Source organism: Bacillus sonorensis NBRC 101234 = KCTC 13918, from assembly GCF_001592005.1.
Classification (GTDB): Bacteria; Bacillota; Bacilli; order Bacillales; family Bacillaceae; genus Bacillus; species Bacillus sonorensis.
On the sequence record NZ_BCVZ01000018.1, the window covers coordinates 47,421 to 66,296 of the forward strand.

Consider the following 18,876-nt stretch of genomic DNA (forward strand, 5'->3'; position numbering starts at 1 on the left):
TCGACTTGGGTTACTTTCGACTCATGATCATAAAACGAACTAATTTTATCTGCATCCATGGAATGAAAGGGTTTTAAATGGAAAGTTACATTTTTGTTTCAAAATAAAGATATTTTTTTTACATTCAATTAGGATTTGAGAACTATTGTACAATCATGTAGAATGGGTTTTATGGTCTATGGAAAGTTTGCGGTTTAACGCATGAATGTTTAGTCATCTTTTCGGTGAAAAAGTGGCCAGATGCCTTTAAACTTGAATTAACAGATCAAATACCTATGACTCGTTCACTATACACAAATTTGATTGATCTTCCAAAAGGAGTGTGGAATCAGTGGAAAAGCAACAAATTGAAGAGTTAAAGCAATTACTCTGGCGGCTTGAAAATGAAATCAGAGAAACAAAGGACTCCTTGCGCAAGATTAACAAAAGCATCGATCAGTACGACAAGTACACATATTTAAAAACCTCTTAAAAAAGGACTTGTTTTAGACAAGTCCTTTTTTTTTTTTTGACTACAAACCAAAAAAAGGATAAATTATTATATAATTGTTAAAATGAAAAAATGCTCTGTCAATCAGGAATTTGTTTTAGTAAAATATTAAGGAAGGAGGGAGCGTCATCTCTAAGCTTTTCAGTCTAGATCAACATAAAATCAAGCAAAAAATGAATCATTTTATAGACGATGAAATTCCCAACAGCGACTTAAATCAGACTTTACATTCTTTTGTTGATGCAAAAGACCATCTGAATTTCAGTGAGCTTGTTTTTTGTCATTACAACTGTTTTGGCGGCACAGATACCGAAGCGGCGGAAACTCTTGCAGCCGGGATTGAACTGCTGATTCTTTCTTTTGATATATTCGATGATTTGGAGGATGAAGACAGTCCTGACGAGCTTTGGATGAAGATGAGCCGTTCAGTCGTTCTGAATGCTGCGACAGCTCTTTACACCCTCGGTATCAAAGTGATCAGCTCTGTTTCAAATAATCCTGCGTTCTTACAGAAACTGATGGAATACATATTGGAATCAACACAGGGGCAGCATGATGATCTCAGGAACAAGTCAGTAACCGAAGAAGAATGTCTTGGTATGATCAAGCGGAAATCGGGTTCTCTGACGGCTCTTTCCTGCGTTTTGGGAACGATGCTTGCAACAGGCGAATTCAATAAAACAGTCGAAACATACGCATACCAGCTGGGAATTGCTTCGCAGATTGAAAATGATTATAAGGCTCTTTTTTATGATTCCAAAAGCGACATAGCAAAAAAGAAGCGAACGCTTTCTTACTTATATTTGAAGCGAAAATTTAATCAAGCCTCAATAGAATTGTTAAATATATTTGAAACTAAGGATAAAATTGCCGATATAGAAATAAAATTGTATAAAGAGAAATTGAAGGCAGCTGGTGTTACTCAGTATATGTATGTTATGAATCAGTTGGCTATTCAGAAATTTAGAAAGGGAATTGCTGAGTTGGATTTGGAAGAGCCGAAGAAAAAAGATTTAACTTTATTGCTTTTACAGATGTTTGATGAGGAGGAATAGTTTTGCAGGAAATTGTGAGTTATTTAGTTCAACATCCAGAGGTTTTGGAACAGGTTATGTTTGGAAAAGCGAGCCTTTTAGGTGTAGATAATGATCAGTTACTATCTATAATAAAAGCATTCGAAGGATTCGAATTACAAGGTAAGGTAACGTTGTGGAATCTAAACAAAGGATAGGGAGCTTAAAATTGAAATTTTCATTAAACGGAATTTCGATTTTGCTGGTTCTTTTGAGTTTTGTTTACAGTCTTTATATCTGCTATCTTTGTTTTAATAATGTATTTGATGGTGCTAAACTAAAATATAATTCGCATCAGCAGTTAGTTGTTTTAAAAGTAGAGGAAGACTCTCTTGCGGAATATGCTGGACTAAAAAAAGGGGATATTCTCCTTGAGATTGATGGTAAAACTATATCTAAAAAGAAGGAGCCAGCAGAAAGTCTTCTTTCCGGGGTGTATTCAGTCACTGTAAAGAGGGGTACAGAGGTCATAGGGATTAACACCAGGGAGACTTTTCTTGGATATGATATTTTCTTTGTATTTGTTATTCCAGTTATTTTTTACTTATTGTGTTTGTTTTGCATCTTTTTTATTTTAAAATCAAATAAATCAAGTAAACTCTTTTCTTCTACTTTTTTATTTTAAAATCAAATAAATCAAGTAAACTCTTTTCTTCTACTTTTTTATTGATTGCGTTTTTATTAAACATTTCAATTGCTTATTTAAGTGCAGGTGGTGTTTCAAGAGGTGATGTGTTTAGTAGGTATGTAAACTTACTAACATTTTTATCGGTACCTGTTAGTTACTTGCATTTTGTTTATAAGTATTTTCAGGAAAAAGGGAAGGAATTTTTCAGTAATAAAGTATTTTTACTATATCTCTTGCCAGTAGTTAATATTATTATAGAATATTTTTTAGGTATAGATAAGTTGTCTGTTGAAGTTATAAGCACAATAAATTTGTTTTCTTTTTTTGTCGGTGTTATTGTGGTTTTCATCATTATTTTATATGGGTTAAATAAATATAAGTTTTCTGCACAAGCTTATTTTTTAAAAATGATGATGCTAACCAATTTTGTAGCAATAATACCTTTTGTGGGTTTTTATGTATTTCCAAGCCTGATTTTAGGTGACTATATATTCCCGTCAGTTTTTGTTGCACCATTCCTTTTGTTAATTCCATTTTCTTTAGTCTATCAATTTATGGCAAATAAAATATACAATATTGAGTTTATTCTAGGTAGACTAAGATATTATGGCTTATTGGCGATTATTCCAACAGTTATTGTTGTATCCATAGTTACATTTACACAGTATCCAACAGGTGGCTACAATACAATTAGACTCGCGATTTATATCTATCTTGTAATGCTTGGAGTATTCTATCTCAAAGAAATCCTTGACTTCCGCTTACGTATGAAACGATTTTCAGAGAAGTTTAACTATCAAGACAGCATCTTTAAATTTACGCAAATGATCCGGACATTTACGTCTTTGAATCAAGTCCTATTAGAATTGAAGCAAGCGATACTGGATGTGCTGACTGTCAGCCAAGCACATGTATTGAAAGTGAAAAACGACGGAACGATTTCTTTGCTGGAAGGAGAGACGGAAGATTACCCTTGGATTCCATATGAAAAAGAAGTCTCCAAGGTCATCGCCGAAATCGGCAAAATCATCGAAGTCGACCGCGGGTTTTTGATTAAGATCGGTGAACGGGGCGGGACGTCTTATGTCATGCTGTGTCTGTCGATGCTAAATACGCCCAGGCTCACCCGCGATGAAATTTCCTGGCTTGAGACGCTGGCGTTTTATACGAGTGTTTCCTTGGAAAACGTGTTGAAAATCGGCGAGCTGATGGAGCATCTTGAGAATGTGAAAAAGGAAGGGCCGAATCCGGCTTGGCTGAATAAGCTGATGTTTGCGATTGAGGAGAAGCAGAGATCTGATTTGGCAAGGGATTTACACGATTCGGTGCTTCAGGATATGATTTCTTTGAAGCATCAAAGCGAGATGTTTCTTGCCGATTTTGAAAAGGATAAAGTCTGTACCTCTCAAATACAGCAAAGGCTGATCAATATGAATGAGCAAATGTCAAATGTGATTCAGACGACGAGGGAAACGTGCCAGGAGCTCCGGCCGCAGCTGCTGTATGATCTAGGCCTTGTTAAGGCGCTCTCCAAACTGGTGGCGCAGCATCAGGAATCCTCATCGATCCGCATTCGCTTAAACACGGAAAGGTTTTCAAAAGTGCTGGATCTTGATACACAGCTGAATTTGTACAGAATCGTGCAGGAGCTGTTGAACAATGCGGTTAAACATTCAAAGGCGCACGAGATTCTGATTATGCTCGTTTGCATTAAAGAAAAGGTCGTCCTTCATTATGAGGATGACGGTGTCGGCTTTGATCAGGACAAGCTTTATCAGAACAAAACAGGCATGGGGCTGTCGGGCATCCGTGAGCGGGTCCGCGCATTGGACGGCAATCTTGAAATTAAAACAGCTGAGGGAAAAGGATTCAGGGTCATTATTGAAATGGAATTGTAATGTTTAGTAAAGGGATTTTGCTTGGCATCTGCCAAGTTTTTTCTATAAAATGGTGTTAGGGAACGGAAAAGGGAGGAAGTTATGAGAAGATTACTTGTGATCGATGATCATCCGGCTGTCATGGAGGGGACGAAGGCAATTCTTGAGACGAACCAGGATTTTCTTGTGGATTGCCTCAGCCCGGAAGCCAGCGAACAATTTCTGACTAAACATGATTTTTCTGCGTATGACCTGATCTTAATGGATTTGAATCTGGGTGAAATCAACGGAATGGACCTCTCTAAGAAAATCCTTGAGACCTGTTCATCATGCAAAATTATTGTGTACACCGGATACGAAGTTGAGGATTATTTTGAGGAAGCGATCCGGTCCGGCATGCATGGTGCGATTAGCAAAACAGAGTCGAAAGAAAAGATTATTGAATACATATATCAAGTATTGGATAACAAAATTGTCGTTGACTATGATTACTTGAAGGATCTGATCACCCAGCAAAAAACGAAATCAAACAGCCAAGAGACCCAGCATGATGTATTGACCGAGAGAGAACGCCTGATTTTAAAAGAAGTTGAAAAAGGCTATACGAATCAGGAGATTGCCGATGCGCTGCATCTGAGCAAGCGTTCGATCGAATACAGTCTGACGTCCGTATTTAATAAACTGAATGTCGGTTCACGTACGGAAGCCGTTTTGATTGCAAAATCTGAAGGCGTGCTTTGAGCAGAAGGGGGAGATAGGATGAAGACGAAAGATACGCTTCTTGAGGCATTGGGCATAGAAGTGACGGAATGCAATAAAGAACGGTGCGTCGCCGTCATGCCTGTTGATGAAAGGACGCGCCAGCCGTTCGGTTTTCTCCATGGCGGTGCCTCTGTCGCATTGGCGGAAACGGTCGCCAGCATCGGAGCATACCAGCATATTGATCCAAAACAGCAGGCATGCTTTGGACTTGAGATCAATGCCAATCATATTAAGTCCGTCAAGGAAGGCACTGTCAAAGCAGTTGCAACCCCGTTTCATATCGGTAAAAGCACGATGGTATTCCATATTGAAATCCGGGATGAACAAGACCGCCTCATCTGCATTTCGCGCTGCACCATGGCTGTCGTGCGGAATTCCTCCTCATCATAAATCTTCCATAAAAAAACTCGCCTCAACGGGCGAGTTTTCTTTATAAATAAGAGTCATCTTTCTTTTTGATGACGAAATTTCGATATCCTTCATAGTCATCCTGGACGGTTTTTTCTTCCATTTTCACCCCTGTATTGTAGGCGGCTCTGGCGATTAAATGGGCGCCTACGGGAGACGTCAGGAAGACAAAGACGATCCCGAGAAGGATCTTTGCCGTAATGATTCCGTGCAGAAACCAGAAGTAAAAGAATGCGCCGAGCAGAACGCTGATAATGCCCAATGTCGCCCCTTTTGACGCGGCATGGATTCGCGAATAGACATCAGGGAGCCTCAATGTCCCAAATGACGCGGCAAGGGATATAAGCGCGCCCACAAGAATGAGGACAGCAATGATCAATTTAGCGGCTGCGATCATTTTCAATAATCTCTCCTTTCTCAAGGAATTTTGAAAATGCAACGGTTCCGATAAATGCTAAAATGCCGATCAGCAAAATGACCTCTAAAAAAGCGGATGTATTCAAAAGAATCGAGACGAGAGCCGTAATACCGATCAGATTGATGCCGATCGCATCAAGCGCCACCACTCTGTCAGGGATGCTCGGTCCTTTGATGACCCTGAGAACGTACAGAAAAGTGGAGACCGCCAAAATGCCGAGCGACAGCTGGAGAATGAATTCAAACATCAGCGGCTTACCTCCTTAATGGCTTCTTCAAATGAATGGCGGATGTCGTTGATGGCTTTTTCGGCATCGTCTATATCGACCGCATGAATATAAAGGATGGAACGGTCGTCTGAAATATCGACGACTAATGTGCCCGGCGTCAACGTAATCAGATTCGCCAGAGCCGTAATTTCCCAGTCCGCTTTTAGGTCTGTTTTAAAAGCGAAGATCCCGGGTTTATTTTTAAGCTTTGGTGAGAGGATCGTTTTTAAAACGCTAATATTGGCGAGCAGCAGCTCTTTTATGAAAATAAACAGCAGCATGATAATCGCCCAAATGTTGATGACATAAAAACGGCGGTGAAAAAAGCGCCTCATTAAAAAGAGCGAGAATAATCCGAGCGCGTACCCGATAATAAAGCCGACAATGGTAGGATCATTGTTCAAAAACATCCAGCATAATGCAAGAATAAAGTTCAATAATATTTGTAGTGCCATGCGATCTACTCCTTCAAAACGGCTTCAATGTATTTTTCAGGGTGAATCAGCGTATCTGTTGCCTGGTGAAAGTACGGAGCGACAAACTCGGTGCCGATCCCGATGGCGAGCGACAGGAAAAGCAGGATCGCTGCCGGATACATGAAGCCTTTTACCGATCTGTTTGGCGGGGCATCCTTCCATTCATCTCCCCAAAATCCGTTGATAAAAATTTTCATGACCGAATATAAGACAAGCAGACTGGATAAAAGCATCAGCATGGTGATGACGAATTCTCCGCTCGTAAAGCCGCCTTCCGCAATTTTCAGCTTTCCTATAAAACCGCTGAAGGGCGGGATTCCGGCCAGGGAAACGGCTGAGATCATGAACATCCAGCCAAGGGCGGGATGGGTTTTGATGAAGCCGCTCATTTTTTTCAGGTTGTTCGTTCCGGCCAGTGTAAATAGCGCCCCCCCAAGCATAAACATGGCCCCTTTGATGATCATGTCGTGAACCAGATAATAGACAGAGCCTTCAATGGAAGCGGGGGTATTTGCGGCGATGCCGAACAGGATGACGCCGACCGCTGTCACAATATTGTAAATGATGATTTTTTGGACGTCCCAATAGGCGATTGAGCCGATAACCCCGAATATGATTGTGAGAGCCGCGAGCCAGACCATCAGCTGGTGGGTATAGGCGGCGTCTTGTGTGAAAATCAGCGTAAACACACGGGTGATCGCGTACAATCCGACCTTTGTGAGGAGCGCCCCGAACAAAGCGGAGATTGCCGCAGGCGGTGCATAATAAGACCCGGGCATCCAAAAATAAAGCGGGAAGATGCCGCCTTTCAGCCCGAAGACAATGAGAAACAGCACGGCGATGACGGTGATCAGTCCGGTATGCCCTGATTCGCTGATCCGGACGCTGAGATCCGCCATGTTTAAGGTGCCCGTCACGGCGTATAAATAGCCGACTCCGATTACGAATAAAGCTGAAGAAATAATATTAAAGACGATATATTTCAATGATTCTCTCAGCTGAATCTTCGTGCCGCCAATGACAATCAAAACATATGAAGCCATTAACAGAACCTCGAAGAATACAAACAGGTTGAACAGATCGCCCGTTAAAAATGCGCCGCTTACTCCCGCCAGCAGGAACTGGACAGCAGGATAGTAAAAGAAGCGCTCCCGCTTTTCCCCGATTGAACGAAACGAATACAGCACCGTCATGAATCCGATAATCGCCGTTGTTAAAGCGAGAAGGCTGGCGAATTGATCGGCGACAAGAATGATCCCGAACGGGGGCTTCCAGCCGCCGAGGTAAAGGGTTTGGATCCCGTCTGTAAACACGGTCTTCACGAGCACGGCCGCCGCGGCCACGGCTGCAATGGAAGATATGGCACTGAATACGCGCATCAGCTTGATCGATTTATTCATAAATATAAGCAAAACTGCGGCCAATAAAGGAATCAATATCGGCAAGATTACGAGATTATTCATGTTGATCATTTCCCCTCATTTGATCCATATCATCCATTTTCAGCTCCTGATAGGCGCGGAAGGCCATGACCAAAAGAAACGATGTGACACCGAAGGCGATAACGATCGCTGTCAGAATAAGAGCCTGCGGAAGCGGATCGACATAGGCCGAAGTGCCATCTTGTAAAATCGGCGGCGCCCCTTTTTTTAACCCTCCCATCGTTAATAAAAGGAGATGGACGCCATGGCTGAGAACAGCCGTTCCGATGATCACCCTCAGAAGGCTTTTTGACAGCATTAAATAAGTCGCCGCCATGAACAAAATTCCTACAATAAAAGACATTAAAATCTCCATTATTCTCTCTCTCCAATCGTCTGAATAATGGTCATGGTCACACCGACCACCACTAGATATACACCGGTATCAAACAGCACCGCAGTGGCAAGCTCCGTTTTCCCGAGCAATGGAAGCTGAAAATAGCCGAAAGCGTGCGAGAGAAACTGAGTGCCGAACAAAAATGAACCGATGCCTGTACAGACGGATACCAGCAAGCCCGTCCCGGCCACATAAATAAAGTTGACGGGCAGGATGTTTTTCACCGTTTTCAAATCATAGGCAAGCAGCAGAAGCACGAATGAAGACGAGGTCATCAAACCGGCGATAAAGCCGCCGCCCGGCTGGTTATGACCGGCTAAAAAAATGTGGAATGAAAAGAGCAAAATGATAAAACTGGTGACCTTTGTAACAGTCTGCAAAATCACATCGTTCGTCTGTTGTTTTTTCATTGCTCTTCTCCCCCCTTTTCCATTCTGAGCTTGATCATGCCGTAAATCCCAAGCGAAGCAATGGTAAGCACGGTAATTTCAAACAATGTATCAAATCCCCTGAAATCGACCAGCACTACGTTGACGATATTGTGGCCGCCGGCAAGCTTATAGCTGTTTTCAATAAAGTAGGATGAGATGCTTTCAAGGGAACGCTGGCTGTTTGAAGCCAAGGCCAGCAGCGTCACGACGGCTCCCACGCCGATCGAAACGAGCGCATTGGTGATTCTGAATTTTTTCGTTTTCGGTTTGAATCTGAGCTTCGGCAAATGGTAGAAGCACAGAAGGAACAGCGCCACAGAAATCGTTTCGATGATAAGCTGTGTCAGCGCCAGATCGGGCGCCCTGAATATTACAAAGAATAAGGCGAGCGTATAGCCGATGACACCAAGTGAGATAATCGCCGTCAGCCTTGATCTGGCAAACACCGTCGTAAAGGTGGCGGCGATCATAACCGCTGACAGAACGAGCTCATAAACGCCGATTGAAGCGTTCCCTTTCACGCTATAGGAAAAGCTGCCTGTAATCACAAGCGAACCGCCGACTGCGATAATAAAAAATACAAAAACATATACGAGATAATCCCGAAGGAATCCTGTCATGTATGTCCGCGTCACTTTGTTTGAGCCTTTTTCAAGCCCGTACAGGGAACGGTCATACAATCTGTTCAGCGTCAATGTTTCAGGGAACAGGCCGTAGACCTTTTTCCATCTGCCAAGGGTGACATAAGCGAGAACACCGAGCGCGACAACTCCGAGCGTCATGTAGAGCTCAGGCGACAAACCGTGCCACATTGAAATCTCAACCTTGAATTTTTGATCATTGTCCAAAAGGCTCGGCATAATCGAAGCCGCCGCCGGCTCAATGATGCTATAAGACAGAATGTTCGGGAAAAAGAAAAAAATCACCACGAGAGACACGAGAATAATCGGCGAAATCAGCATGCCGAGCGGAGCTTCATGCGCTTTTTTCTCAAGTTTTTCTGGCTGATATTTTCCGCCGAATGTTTGAAACAGCAAAACCATGCAATAAATAAATGTGAACACGCTGCCCGTCCATGCCAGAACAGGGAACAAAAAGCCCCACGTATCCGCATTGAACAGGTTGAAATCAGTGATTCTGATCATGCTCGTAAAAAACATTTCTTTACTTAGAAATCCGTTAAACGGCGGCAATCCCGCCATTGAAAAAGCGCCGATCAGCGAAATTGTAAACGTAATCGGCATGACTGTCATTAAACCGCCAAGCTTGCGGATATCCCGCGTACCAGTTTCATGGTCGATGATTCCGACTGCCATGAAAAGGCTGCCTTTAAAGGTGGCATGGTTGATCAGATGAAAAATGGCGGCAATAACCGCGACCAGATAATATTCAAAATGATGAAAATGCAAAGCCGCCGAGCCGACGCCGAGCATCGACATGATCATTCCCAGCTGGCTGACGGTGGAGAATGCGAGAATCGCTTTTAAATCAGTCTGTTTGACAGCGTTGAACGAACCCCAGAACAGCGTCACAATCCCCGTCAGAGAAACGATCCAAAACCACTCGCCTGAAAAAGCGAAGATTGGAGTGAATCTTGCGACCAAATAGATCCCCGCTTTGACCATCGTCGCGGAATGCAAGTAAGCGCTGACCGGGGTCGGTGCTTCCATCGCATCCGGAAGCCAGATGTAAAAAGGAAATTGAGCCGATTTTGTAAAGGCTCCGATTAAAATCAGCACGAGAGCCGGAAGGAAAAAGCCGTTGGATGAGATCAGATCAACCTGGCTGATCATTTCCCTGATGCTGAATGAACCCGTGATGATATAAAGCAGGATGAATCCTCCAAGCAGCGAAAGACCGCCGAAAATCGTAATCAGCATCGACTTTGTCGCGCCATATCGCGATTTTTCCCGCTTGTGCCAATAGCCGATGAGCAGAAAAGAGGATATGCTGGTCAATTCCCAAAATAAATAAAGTACAATGACGTTATCAACGAGAACGACACCGAGCATCGCTCCCATAAACATGAGCAGGTAAACGTAAAAAGAGCCGAGCTGCTCCCTTTCTTTGGATAGATAATAAATGCTGTACAGAACAACCAAAGATCCAATCCCCGTGATCAGCAGGGCAAACAGGAGTCCCAGGCCGTCAACATAGGCGGTGAAATTAATGCCGAAAGACGGGATCCATTCCAGTACGGCTTTTAATGTTCCGCCATGTGCCGTCATGCCGATCATACGGAAGAAATAAATAAATAATAAAACCGGAAGAATCAGAACAAACCAACCCGTATGGATCTTTCGGACATATTTCGCCAATAGCGGAATAAAGAAGGCGAGTACAAAAGGCGATAATATTGCAATATGTAAAGACGTCATCATGAACCTCCCTTTAGTAGCTTGTATAAATACATTTTGTTCCATACTAAAATTTTCAAACGTAATGTACTTTTTTAGAACCGGTGACCTAGACAAATTATAACTCAAATTTTAATCGGCTGCATGATCACAAGCCATCAGGTTTTATGCGGTCTTATGAACCTGAAATAATTTTAACAAAAAAGAAGGCATAATGGAAAGTTTTTTTGATCAAGCTGAAAACTGAGGTGATAAAAGATGAGAACAAAAGCTTTTGTCAGCTTCAGTTTATTTTGTTCGCTTTTTGCGGGAGCGTTTTTGATCGACAGGGACATGACCCGGGAAAACGCCCCGGGTACGGGGGCGGATAAAGAGCGCCAATACAGAGGCGACTACATTCCTTTTGAGGCGGGCAGCGGGAATCAGTCTTTGGAGAAAAAAGAAAGCGCCCCCTTTAAATCGAGGGAATATATCAGAGTAGAGAAGCGCTGAAAACAAAAAAGGAATCCGATCGTATAGATCAGACTCCTTTTTGTTTTTTTATACGCTTTTATGACGTGAAAAATCTCAACAAAATCGTTGCCATAATGACGGTTGCTGCTCCGCCGAGGCGCGTTGAAATCTGGGCAAACGGCATAAGCCCCATTCTGCCTGAAGCCGAAAGGATGGCGACATCCCCTGTTCCCCCAAGTCCGCTGTGACAGCCTGTGACAATAGCTGATTCAACCGGGTACATGTTCATTAATTTTCCGACAAAATAACCTGAGGCTACCATTGCAACGACGACTGAAGCACAGACGATAACGAAGCGCAGTGAGATCACGGATGCCACGTCATCAAGCGGAATATAAAGAATGCCCAATCCGACCATCAGCGGCCATGTAAAGCTGGAGGACATAAATTTGTACAGCTGGTGTGCGCCTTTTTCCATGCTGGCCGGCAGGAGCTTCGCATACTTCACTGCAGCCGCGGCAATGATCATTAAGATCGCTCCGGGGATCGCGATGAATTTTGAAACAAGGCCGCCGAAAATGAAGAACGAACAAGCGATCAGAACGCCGGCGCCCATTAATTTCAAATCAATTTTAGGCTCTTCTTCTTTTTGGTTGAAAATCTCATCGTCTTTTTTCGATTTGACAAGCCGTCCGTTTCCATTTAGCTCAGGACGTTTTTCACCAAGCTTTTTCATCAGTCCGGCGGAAATAATCGCCACGACGTTTCCGATGATCGCCGCTGGAATAAGCTGTGAAACAAAGACATCGGTAGATTGGCCCAGAATATGCGAATAAGCGAGAGACAGCGGCAAGATTCCTTCGCCGATGCCGCCGGCAATGATCGGTACGATAATAAAGAAGAATGATTCATAAGGGCTGTAGCCAAGCAGTAAACCAACGAGAATCCCGGCAGAGACAGCGGCGATGGTACCGGCCAAAAGCGGCACGAACATTCTCATAAAGCCTTGAATCAAAATCGTGCGGTGCATGCCCAAAATGCTTCCTGCCACTAAGCAAGCGATATAAAAATAAAGAAAGTTCGATGTTTTCATCAATGTTGTAACCGCATCCAAAGAAGTCGGATTCAGCACATTATAAAAGACTAAAAACGAAGGGACGAACAATGAAAGAATCGCAGGTCCGCCGATATCTTTCAATATTGGAATCCGCTGGCCGATATCTCCGAGGAAGATGCCCAAAATCATAATGATGGCAAAGCCGCCGAGCATATCGTTTGGCAGCTGGTTAAAATAAGCTGATAGAAAAATAATGATCGACAAAGCAATATAAAGCGGAAACGGAATAACCCCGATCTTCCAGCTGATCAATTTTTGAAATGCGTTTTTATGTTTTGTTTGATCATCATGTTTTGTAACCGGTTTCAATTCTTTTGCTGCTTCCATGAAAAACACCCCCATATTTGTATGGTTTTAATTTTAGAAGAAAAGTGACGTTTTTGTGTATTTTTAAATTAAAATAACTAATAGTTAATTAAATTAAAGAGAAAAAAGGCCTTGTAGGAAAGCGCTGTCCTTTGAGGATGTTTTATTTATGGGTATTTTAGGCTAGTTTGAAAGCCTTTTCGAAGCAGGGAACGTTTTTTGGTTATTTAAATAGAGGTGTTTTTTGAACCGGCAGCTTAAAAAAACGCCCCCGGATTCGGGGGAGGCGGGCCTATTTTGGATTTGTCAGTGATCCCAAAACCTCCCCCATTTTCACTTTCAGTGAAGAGCGGAGGCTGCCGGCCGGGATAAAGGTGCCTTTTTCAAAAAGCAAAATAACGGTCGAACCGAAAGAAAAATAGGCGATTTCTTCGCCTTGGCGCCATTCCTTCGCCTCTTGCAGCATGACGATGGAATTGATGTACATCGCTCCGACTTTGACCAGCAGTGCAGATCCATATTGATGTTTGAATTCCGAAATCATCCGGTAGTTTTTCGTCAACGGCGATTTGCCGTATGTCAAACCTATGCGGTTGACAGGATAGGAGGTGCTCCCAAGCGAATATTGCCGTTGAAGCGTGCCGTTCGCGGGGCTGTGAATTCTGTGGTAATCCTGCGGGCTTAAATAGATGATAATATAGGTTCCGCCCAAATACCGGTTTACCACTTCATCACTGCCGATCATTTCTTCGATTGAATAAGGTTTGTTCTTGACGAAAAAGCGTTTATCGGAGGTGATCGCTCCCATTTCTTCAATCACCCCGTCCACAGGGCTTATCAGGCAGTCAGGAGCTGAAGGAAGCGGACGGACCCCGTCTTTTAGTTTTCTGATGAAGAGCTCGTGCAAACTGTTAAAAGAACGGGCATCCTCAAGCATTTCTTCCGTGTTGATCCGGAAAGCCTGAATATAAGGGCGGATGAGCGGTTTGCTGAGCTTTGACTGAGCAAACTTTTTCAATGCCTGGGATATGCCTTTTTTATTTGTCAATTCAATCAAACACCGGTAAAGCCGCTTTTTCAAGCTGTTCACTCCTTCTGTTGTCATCCGGGGGCTTTTAAATGACTCCGATCGTGTAGCCTATCGTAATAAAAACCAAACACCAAATAAAAGCTCCTGAACCGGCAAAGGTCAGAAACTTTCTCATTCTCATTTCATTCATCCCTGAAAGATAGCATGTCACATGGCGGATGCCCGGAATGAAATAACCGAAAACGATCGTCCACGGTCCGTATTTGTCAAACCAGCGATGAACGGTATCAAGCCTTTTCGGCGTCAGTCCGATCCACTTTCCGAATTTATCGAGCAGCGGTTTACCGATTTTTTTTCCAAGAAAATAGCTGATGATCATCCCGGATAAAGCGCCTGAAAAACTGATCAATACCGCTAGTCCATAGTTTAATATTTGAATAGAAGACAAGTAACCGACAAATGTCATCATGACCTCATCGGGGATCGGCAGCCCTACAATTCCGAGAACAAGCATGCCGAAAATCGCAAAATACCCGTATTGGGAAATTAATTCTTTTGCCAAATCCATGAAACCCTAGCTCACTTTCTTCAATAGATTTTTCCCTTTTAGACTGATGACTTTGATTTTGCTGACCATGAGATAGGACAGGAATAAGGTAATCATAATGAACGCCTTTTTGCCGATAATCTCGAATAAAAAGTTCAGGCACACCAGTATGGTGCCTGCCGCTGTAATTGGAACCCCTGTAAAATACTCCTGTTCCCCTGACTGAATATTAAAGCGTGCAAGCCGGAGAGCACCGCAGACAGGGAACAGCAATGTTGAAGGGAGGCCCATGATCGGCGCATCATGAAAAACGATTGAATATGTAATAATAGCCGGAGCGATACCGAATGTAATAATATCGGCCAATGAGTCCAATTCTTTTCCGAATGGGGAGACCGCATTTAATCTGCGGGCCGCCATTCCGTCAAGGCTGTCCAAAATGGCGCCGAGGACAACGAACAAAATCGCCAAGAATAAATACCCTTTGAAAGCCAGCAATAAGGCTGAAAAGCCCGAAAGAAAGTTTCCGATCGTAATCAAAGAAGGGATGATAGTTTTTTTCAATTGTTCTCGCATCCTTTAAAAAAACTATTTTATATAGAAATTAAACAATGTTACATTTTATATGATTTATCCGGCGTCTGCAATAAAATTCCTGAAACGGTTGTAGCCAGACTTTTTCATCATACCATAAAAGTGGTAAAAACATTGGCTGCGTCAACAAAATTTATATTTTATTAAGGAAACAGGCAAAAAAATAGAGAACCATAAAGTTCTCTCAATACCAATGATTTTGTTATCGTTTTCCTTTTATATATGGAATGCCGTTTGCCTTTGGCGCGTCAGCCCTGCCGATAAAGCCTGCGAGTGCGAGGATCGTCAACACGTAAGGCGCAATCAGCATGTAGACGTTCGGTATTTCTTTAAACAGAGGGAGCATCGAACCGATAATGCTCAAGCTTTGTGCGAAGCCGAAAAACAGGGCGGCGCCAAGAGCTCCGAGCGGATGCCATTTTCCGAACACAAGCGCTGCAAGGGCAATGAATCCTTGACCGGTGATGGTGGCATGGGAAAAATCAAGCGTCACTGTTGACGCATACACGCCTCCGCCCAAACCGCCGAACAACCCGCTGATAAAGACGCTGACATACCTGATCTTGAACACATTCACACCCATCGTATCAGCGGCCAGCGGATGTTCGCCGACAGAGCGGATCCGCAGGCCGAACGGCATTTTAAACAAAATGAACCAGGAAACGCCGGCAAGCGCGACCGCCAATATCGACGTCACATATACATCCGAGAAAAAAATCTCGCCCGCGACCGGGATGCTGCTCAGCCCGGGGATGTCCGTTTTATAAAACGGCTCGGGAATTTTATCTGTCTGCGCTTTTCCGTAGATCAGCTTTACAACAAACAATGTGCTGCCGAGCGCCAGCATATTAATGGCGACCCCGCTGACCGTCTGATCGGCCCTGAATGAAATCGAAGCGGCTGCATGCAGGAGGGAGAAGAGGCCTCCGGCGGCCATTGCGGCAAGCAGGCCGATCCAAGGCGTAAAAGTCCCGAGATGTTGTGCGCAAAACAAATTAAAGATAACGGCTGTAAACGCCCCGACAATCATTAAGCCTTCAAGCCCGATGTTTACAACCCCCGATCTTTCGGAAAAGACGCCTCCGAGAGCAGTTAAAATAAGCGGGGCGGAGTAGACAAGCGTAGCAGGAACGATAATGCCGAGGATTTGCAGGATATCCACTTATTTTCCCCCCTTGCTGCCCAGTTTTTGAATCATGAGGCGGATGATGTAATGTGAAGCGACAAATAAAATAATGATGGCGATGACGATATCAACGACTTCCGTCGGAACCCCGGCTTCAATCGGCATGTTCAAAGCGCCTACTTTTAATCCTCCGAGCAGACATGCCGAGAGCACTACGCCGAGCGCCGTATTTCCGCCGAGCAGGGCGACCGCGATTCCGTCAAAGCCGACGCCTGTAAACGCTCCCTTCACAGACGCGTATTCAAACGTTCCAAGGCCCTCCATCGCACCTGCCATGCCGGCAAAGGCGCCGGAAATGACCATTGACATGACAATGTTTTTCTTCACGCTCATTCCCGCATATTTGGAGGCATGCTGGTTGAAGCCGACGGCGCGCAGTTCAAAGCCCTTTGTCGTTTTTTGAATGATGATCCACATGATGACAGCTGCGATCAGGGCGATGACGATTCCCCAATGAAGCCTTGAAAAATCGGTGATTTTCTCAAGAAAATCCGATCTGAGAGACGCGGTTTCCGAAATTTTTTCGGTTTTATCTTTATGATCCGTCATGACGGACATGATCAAATAGTTGGTGACATGCAGGGCGATATAGTTCATCATGATCGTCACAATCACTTCATGCACGTAAAAGCGCGCCTTTAAAATGCCCGGAATGAATCCCCACAGAGCGCCCGCAAGCGCGGCGGCGCAGACGGCGAGCGGGAGGTGGATGAACATCGGCGCTTCGACCGCCGTCCCGACCCAAACGGCAGCCGTCCAGCCTGCCAGGAGCTGCCCTTCGACACCGATGTTAAATAGCCCCGTCCGAAAAGCGAACGCTACAGCGAGGCCGGATAAGATGTAAGGGGTGATCTGCCTGACGGTTTCACCGATGTAATAGGCTTCTCCGAAAATGCCGTTCCACAGGGCGGAGTAGCCGCTGATGACGTCATACCCGCTCAGAAGCATGATCACGGCTCCCGCGAGCAATCCGAGAACAATGGCTGTAAGGGGGATGAATAAAGATGATAATCGTTTAAACATTGGCTTCTTTCCCCGCTTCCTTTGTCTTGCTTCCGGCCATCAGGAGGCCAAGCTCCTGCTCTGTCGTTTCGTTTGGATCGACTTCAGCGATAATGCCGCCTTCAAAAATCACGGCGATTCTGTCGCTGACATTCAGGATTTCATCCAGTTCAAATGAAAGGAGGAGAACCGCTTTTCCTGCGTCGCGCTGTTCGATCAGCCGTTTATGAACGAATTCGATGGCGCCGACATCAAGTCCCCGCGTCGGCTGTGCCGCGATTAATAAAGCGGGTCCGCGGTCAACTTCACGGCCGATGATCGCCTTTTGCTGGTTTCCTCCCGACAGCGCCCTGGCCGGCGTGTATTCATCAGGCGTGCGCACATCAAATTCGCCGATGATTTGCTTCGCTTTTTGAGCAATTTCTTTTTTGTTCAATAGACCGTACTTCGAAAAAGGGCGTTTATAATAGCTTTGCAGCACGATGTTTTCGCCGATCGGAAAATCGAGGACAAGGCCGTGTTTGTGGCGGTCCTGCGGAATGTGGCCGACGCCGGCTTCCGTAATGCGCCGCGGCGGCATGTTTTGGATTTCTTTTCCGTTTAAGGCGATCGTGCCGGCATGTGTTTTCTTCAGCCCTGTTATCGCTTCAATCAGCTCTGACTGACCGTTTCCATCCACTCCGGCTATTCCGACGATTTCCCCGGCGCGGACCGATAAACTCAGCCGTTTGACGGCCTTGATGCCGCGGTTGTCTTTTACGGTCAAATCGCTGATCAACAGCACTTCATTCTGGGGATCGGCAGCTTTTTTGGCGGTTGTAAAAGAGACGTCGCGTCCGACCATCAGGCTGGCAAGCTCATCCTTGTCCGTGTTCTTGACATCAAGGGTTTTGATGCCTTTTCCCTTTCTGATAATAGTGACCTTGTCTGCGGTCTCCATGATCTCTTTCAGCTTATGTGTGATCAAAATGATCGATTTGCCTTCATTCACAAGATTTTTCATGATTTGAGTCAGTTCTTTGATTTCCTGGGGCGTCAAGACGGCGGTCGGTTCATCAAAAATGAGAATGTCTGCTCCGCGATAGAGGGTTTTCAATATTTCCACACGCTGCTGCATCCCGACCGACATGTCTGATACTTTTGCTTCTGGGTCGACTTCGAGGCCGTATGTTTCAGAAAGCTCGCGCACTTTTCGGACGGCGCGTTTTTTGTCTATCATGCCGTATCGTTTTGGCTCTTTCCCGATGATGATGTTTTCGGCTGCGGTGAATGTATCGACGAGCATGAAATGCTGATGAACCATGCCGATTCCGAGGTCATTGGCGATGTTGGGGCTGGTGATGTTTACCGATTTGCCGCGAACCCGGATTTCGCCTTGATCAGGCTGGTACAAACCGAAAAGCACGTTCATTAAAGTCGATTTTCCCGCGCCGTTTTCACCGAGGAGGGCATGGATTTCGCCTTTTTGCACTTGCAGGGTAATATGATCATTGGCGACGATACCTGGGAATTCTTTGCGTATGTTTAGCATTTCAATGACATATTCCACGGTTATGGTCCGCTCCTTTGTTTTAAGATCAGCATAAGAAAAGCTGCATGACTGCAGCTTCTTGCGGCTTTGCGGCAGAGTCGGCC

20 protein-coding genes and 1 pseudogene are annotated in these 18,876 nt (G+C 44.6%); 7 read left to right on the top strand and 14 right to left on the bottom strand.

Annotation, left to right across the window (positions count from 1 at the left end):
* Nucleotides 1–331 precede the first annotated feature (331 nt).
* The 6 genes and pseudogenes from degQ to BTR1S_RS17025 all read left to right on the top strand — a co-directional run bounded on the left by degQ (nucleotide 332) and on the right by BTR1S_RS17025 (nucleotide 5,220).
* Nucleotides 332–472 carry a degradation enzyme regulation protein DegQ gene (gene degQ / locus BTR1S_RS17000; RefSeq protein WP_003184860.1) on the top strand — a complete coding sequence of 47 codons (141 nt, stop codon included), beginning with the start codon at nucleotides 332–334 and terminating at the stop codon, nucleotides 470–472.
* A 191-nt stretch (nucleotides 473–663) separates the two neighbouring features.
* Nucleotides 664–1,545 carry a polyprenyl synthetase family protein gene (locus BTR1S_RS17005; RefSeq protein WP_029418730.1) on the top strand — a complete coding sequence of 294 codons (882 nt, stop codon included), beginning with the start codon at nucleotides 664–666 and terminating at the stop codon, nucleotides 1,543–1,545.
* 2 nt (nucleotides 1,546–1,547) lie between these two features.
* Complete coding sequence (gene comX / locus BTR1S_RS17010; protein WP_029418729.1) at nucleotides 1,548–1,721, top strand: competence pheromone ComX; 174 nt, start codon at nucleotides 1,548–1,550, stop codon at nucleotides 1,719–1,721.
* 11 nt (nucleotides 1,722–1,732) lie between these two features.
* Nucleotides 1,733–4,089, top strand: a pseudogene (locus BTR1S_RS17015) (ATP-binding protein).
* 81 nt (nucleotides 4,090–4,170) lie between these two features.
* Nucleotides 4,171–4,809 carry a two-component system response regulator ComA gene (comA, locus tag BTR1S_RS17020; RefSeq protein ID WP_006638893.1) on the top strand — a complete coding sequence of 213 codons (639 nt, stop codon included), beginning with the start codon at nucleotides 4,171–4,173 and terminating at the stop codon, nucleotides 4,807–4,809.
* An 18-nt stretch (nucleotides 4,810–4,827) separates the two neighbouring features.
* Nucleotides 4,828–5,220, top strand: a complete 393-nt coding sequence (locus tag BTR1S_RS17025; protein ID WP_006638892.1) for a hotdog fold thioesterase — start codon at nucleotides 4,828–4,830, stop codon at nucleotides 5,218–5,220.
* Nucleotides 5,221–5,260: 40 nt separating this feature from the next.
* Here BTR1S_RS17025 and mnhG read toward each other — a convergent pair whose 3' ends face one another.
* The 7 genes from mnhG to BTR1S_RS17060 are packed head-to-tail and all read right to left on the bottom strand — an operon-like array spanning nucleotide 5,261 to nucleotide 11,027.
* Nucleotides 5,261–5,635, bottom strand: a complete 375-nt coding sequence (gene mnhG, locus BTR1S_RS17030) for a monovalent cation/H(+) antiporter subunit G (RefSeq protein ID WP_006638891.1) — start codon at nucleotides 5,633–5,635, stop codon at nucleotides 5,261–5,263.
* Nucleotides 5,619–5,903, bottom strand: coding sequence for a Na(+)/H(+) antiporter subunit F1 (locus tag BTR1S_RS17035; RefSeq protein WP_006638890.1), 285 nt, complete (start codon nucleotides 5,901–5,903; stop codon nucleotides 5,619–5,621). The genes mnhG and BTR1S_RS17035 overlap by 17 nt, the downstream gene beginning before the upstream one ends.
* Nucleotides 5,903–6,379, bottom strand: a complete 477-nt coding sequence (locus BTR1S_RS17040; RefSeq protein ID WP_006638889.1) for a Na+/H+ antiporter subunit E — start codon at nucleotides 6,377–6,379, stop codon at nucleotides 5,903–5,905. The genes BTR1S_RS17035 and BTR1S_RS17040 overlap by 1 nt, the downstream gene beginning before the upstream one ends.
* 5 nt (nucleotides 6,380–6,384) lie before the next feature.
* Entirely contained in the window at nucleotides 6,385–7,863 is a 1,479-nt protein-coding gene (locus BTR1S_RS17045; RefSeq protein ID WP_029418728.1) for a Na+/H+ antiporter subunit D, read from the bottom strand.
* Nucleotides 7,856–8,197 (bottom strand): Na(+)/H(+) antiporter subunit C, encoded by a 342-nt coding sequence (locus BTR1S_RS17050; RefSeq protein WP_006638887.1) that lies wholly within the window; start codon nucleotides 8,195–8,197, stop codon nucleotides 7,856–7,858. The genes BTR1S_RS17045 and BTR1S_RS17050 overlap by 8 nt, the downstream gene beginning before the upstream one ends.
* Nucleotides 8,197–8,628, bottom strand: coding sequence for a Na(+)/H(+) antiporter subunit B (locus BTR1S_RS17055; protein ID WP_006638886.1), 432 nt, complete (start codon nucleotides 8,626–8,628; stop codon nucleotides 8,197–8,199). Before BTR1S_RS17055 ends, BTR1S_RS17050 begins: the two co-directional genes overlap by 1 nt.
* Complete coding sequence (locus tag BTR1S_RS17060; RefSeq protein WP_006638885.1) at nucleotides 8,625–11,027, bottom strand: Na+/H+ antiporter subunit A; 2,403 nt, start codon at nucleotides 11,025–11,027, stop codon at nucleotides 8,625–8,627. The genes BTR1S_RS17055 and BTR1S_RS17060 overlap by 4 nt, the downstream gene beginning before the upstream one ends.
* Before the next feature lie 237 nt (nucleotides 11,028–11,264).
* Here BTR1S_RS17060 and BTR1S_RS17065 point away from each other — a divergent pair, with 237 nt between their 5' ends.
* Nucleotides 11,265–11,498, top strand: a complete 234-nt coding sequence (locus tag BTR1S_RS17065; RefSeq protein ID WP_006638884.1) for a hypothetical protein — start codon at nucleotides 11,265–11,267, stop codon at nucleotides 11,496–11,498.
* Nucleotides 11,499–11,556: 58 nt separating this feature from the next.
* Here BTR1S_RS17065 and maeN read toward each other — a convergent pair whose 3' ends face one another.
* The 7 genes from maeN to BTR1S_RS17100 all read right to left on the bottom strand — a co-directional run bounded on the left by maeN (nucleotide 11,557) and on the right by BTR1S_RS17100 (nucleotide 18,790).
* The gene (gene maeN, locus BTR1S_RS17070) at nucleotides 11,557–12,903 is read right to left on the bottom strand and encodes a sodium/malate symporter MaeN (RefSeq protein WP_006638883.1); all 1,347 of its coding nucleotides are present in this window, start codon (nucleotides 12,901–12,903) and stop codon (nucleotides 11,557–11,559) included.
* Nucleotides 12,904–13,174: 271 nt separating this feature from the next.
* Nucleotides 13,175–13,963 (bottom strand): phosphatidylserine decarboxylase, encoded by a 789-nt coding sequence (locus BTR1S_RS17075; protein WP_006638882.1) that lies wholly within the window; start codon nucleotides 13,961–13,963, stop codon nucleotides 13,175–13,177.
* Nucleotides 13,964–13,997: 34 nt separating this feature from the next.
* Entirely contained in the window at nucleotides 13,998–14,480 is a 483-nt protein-coding gene (locus BTR1S_RS17080; protein ID WP_029418727.1) for a DedA family protein, read from the bottom strand.
* Nucleotides 14,481–14,486: 6 nt separating this feature from the next.
* Complete coding sequence (gene pssA / locus BTR1S_RS17085; protein ID WP_006638880.1) at nucleotides 14,487–15,023, bottom strand: CDP-diacylglycerol--serine O-phosphatidyltransferase; 537 nt, start codon at nucleotides 15,021–15,023, stop codon at nucleotides 14,487–14,489.
* A gap of 232 nt (nucleotides 15,024–15,255) precedes the next feature.
* Complete coding sequence (locus BTR1S_RS17090; RefSeq protein ID WP_006638879.1) at nucleotides 15,256–16,215, bottom strand: ABC transporter permease; 960 nt, start codon at nucleotides 16,213–16,215, stop codon at nucleotides 15,256–15,258.
* Complete coding sequence (locus BTR1S_RS17095) at nucleotides 16,216–17,262, bottom strand: ABC transporter permease (RefSeq protein ID WP_029418726.1); 1,047 nt, start codon at nucleotides 17,260–17,262, stop codon at nucleotides 16,216–16,218.
* On the bottom strand, nucleotides 17,255–18,790 hold the full coding sequence (locus BTR1S_RS17100) for an ABC transporter ATP-binding protein (protein WP_006638877.1): 1,536 nt from the start codon (nucleotides 18,788–18,790) through the stop codon (nucleotides 17,255–17,257). Before BTR1S_RS17100 ends, BTR1S_RS17095 begins: the two co-directional genes overlap by 8 nt.
* Between the last annotated feature and the right edge of the window lie 86 nt (nucleotides 18,791–18,876).

Coding starts and splice junctions, on each gene's coding strand:
- maeN (WP_006638883.1), bottom strand. CDS start 12,903: ATGGAAGCAGCAAAAGAATTGAAACCGGTTACAAAACATGATGATCAA.
- BTR1S_RS17035 (WP_006638890.1), bottom strand. CDS start 5,903: ATGTTTGAATTCATTCTCCAGCTGTCGCTCGGCATTTTGGCGGTCTCC.
- mnhG (WP_006638891.1), bottom strand. CDS start 5,635: ATGATCGCAGCCGCTAAATTGATCATTGCTGTCCTCATTCTTGTGGGC.
- comA (WP_006638893.1), top strand. CDS start 4,171: ATGAGAAGATTACTTGTGATCGATGATCATCCGGCTGTCATGGAGGGG.
- BTR1S_RS17060 (WP_006638885.1), bottom strand. CDS start 11,027: ATGACGTCTTTACATATTGCAATATTATCGCCTTTTGTACTCGCCTTC.
- BTR1S_RS17055 (WP_006638886.1), bottom strand. CDS start 8,628: ATGAAAAAACAACAGACGAACGATGTGATTTTGCAGACTGTTACAAAG.
- BTR1S_RS17065 (WP_006638884.1), top strand. CDS start 11,265: ATGAGAACAAAAGCTTTTGTCAGCTTCAGTTTATTTTGTTCGCTTTTT.
- BTR1S_RS17050 (WP_006638887.1), bottom strand. CDS start 8,197: ATGGAGATTTTAATGTCTTTTATTGTAGGAATTTTGTTCATGGCGGCG.
- BTR1S_RS17005 (WP_029418730.1), top strand. CDS start 664: ATGAATCATTTTATAGACGATGAAATTCCCAACAGCGACTTAAATCAG.
- BTR1S_RS17080 (WP_029418727.1), bottom strand. CDS start 14,480: ATGGATTTGGCAAAAGAATTAATTTCCCAATACGGGTATTTTGCGATT.
- BTR1S_RS17045 (WP_029418728.1), bottom strand. CDS start 7,863: ATGAATAATCTCGTAATCTTGCCGATATTGATTCCTTTATTGGCCGCA.
- BTR1S_RS17095 (WP_029418726.1), bottom strand. CDS start 17,262: ATGTTTAAACGATTATCATCTTTATTCATCCCCCTTACAGCCATTGTT.
- BTR1S_RS17040 (WP_006638889.1), bottom strand. CDS start 6,379: ATGGCACTACAAATATTATTGAACTTTATTCTTGCATTATGCTGGATG.
- BTR1S_RS17025 (WP_006638892.1), top strand. CDS start 4,828: ATGAAGACGAAAGATACGCTTCTTGAGGCATTGGGCATAGAAGTGACG.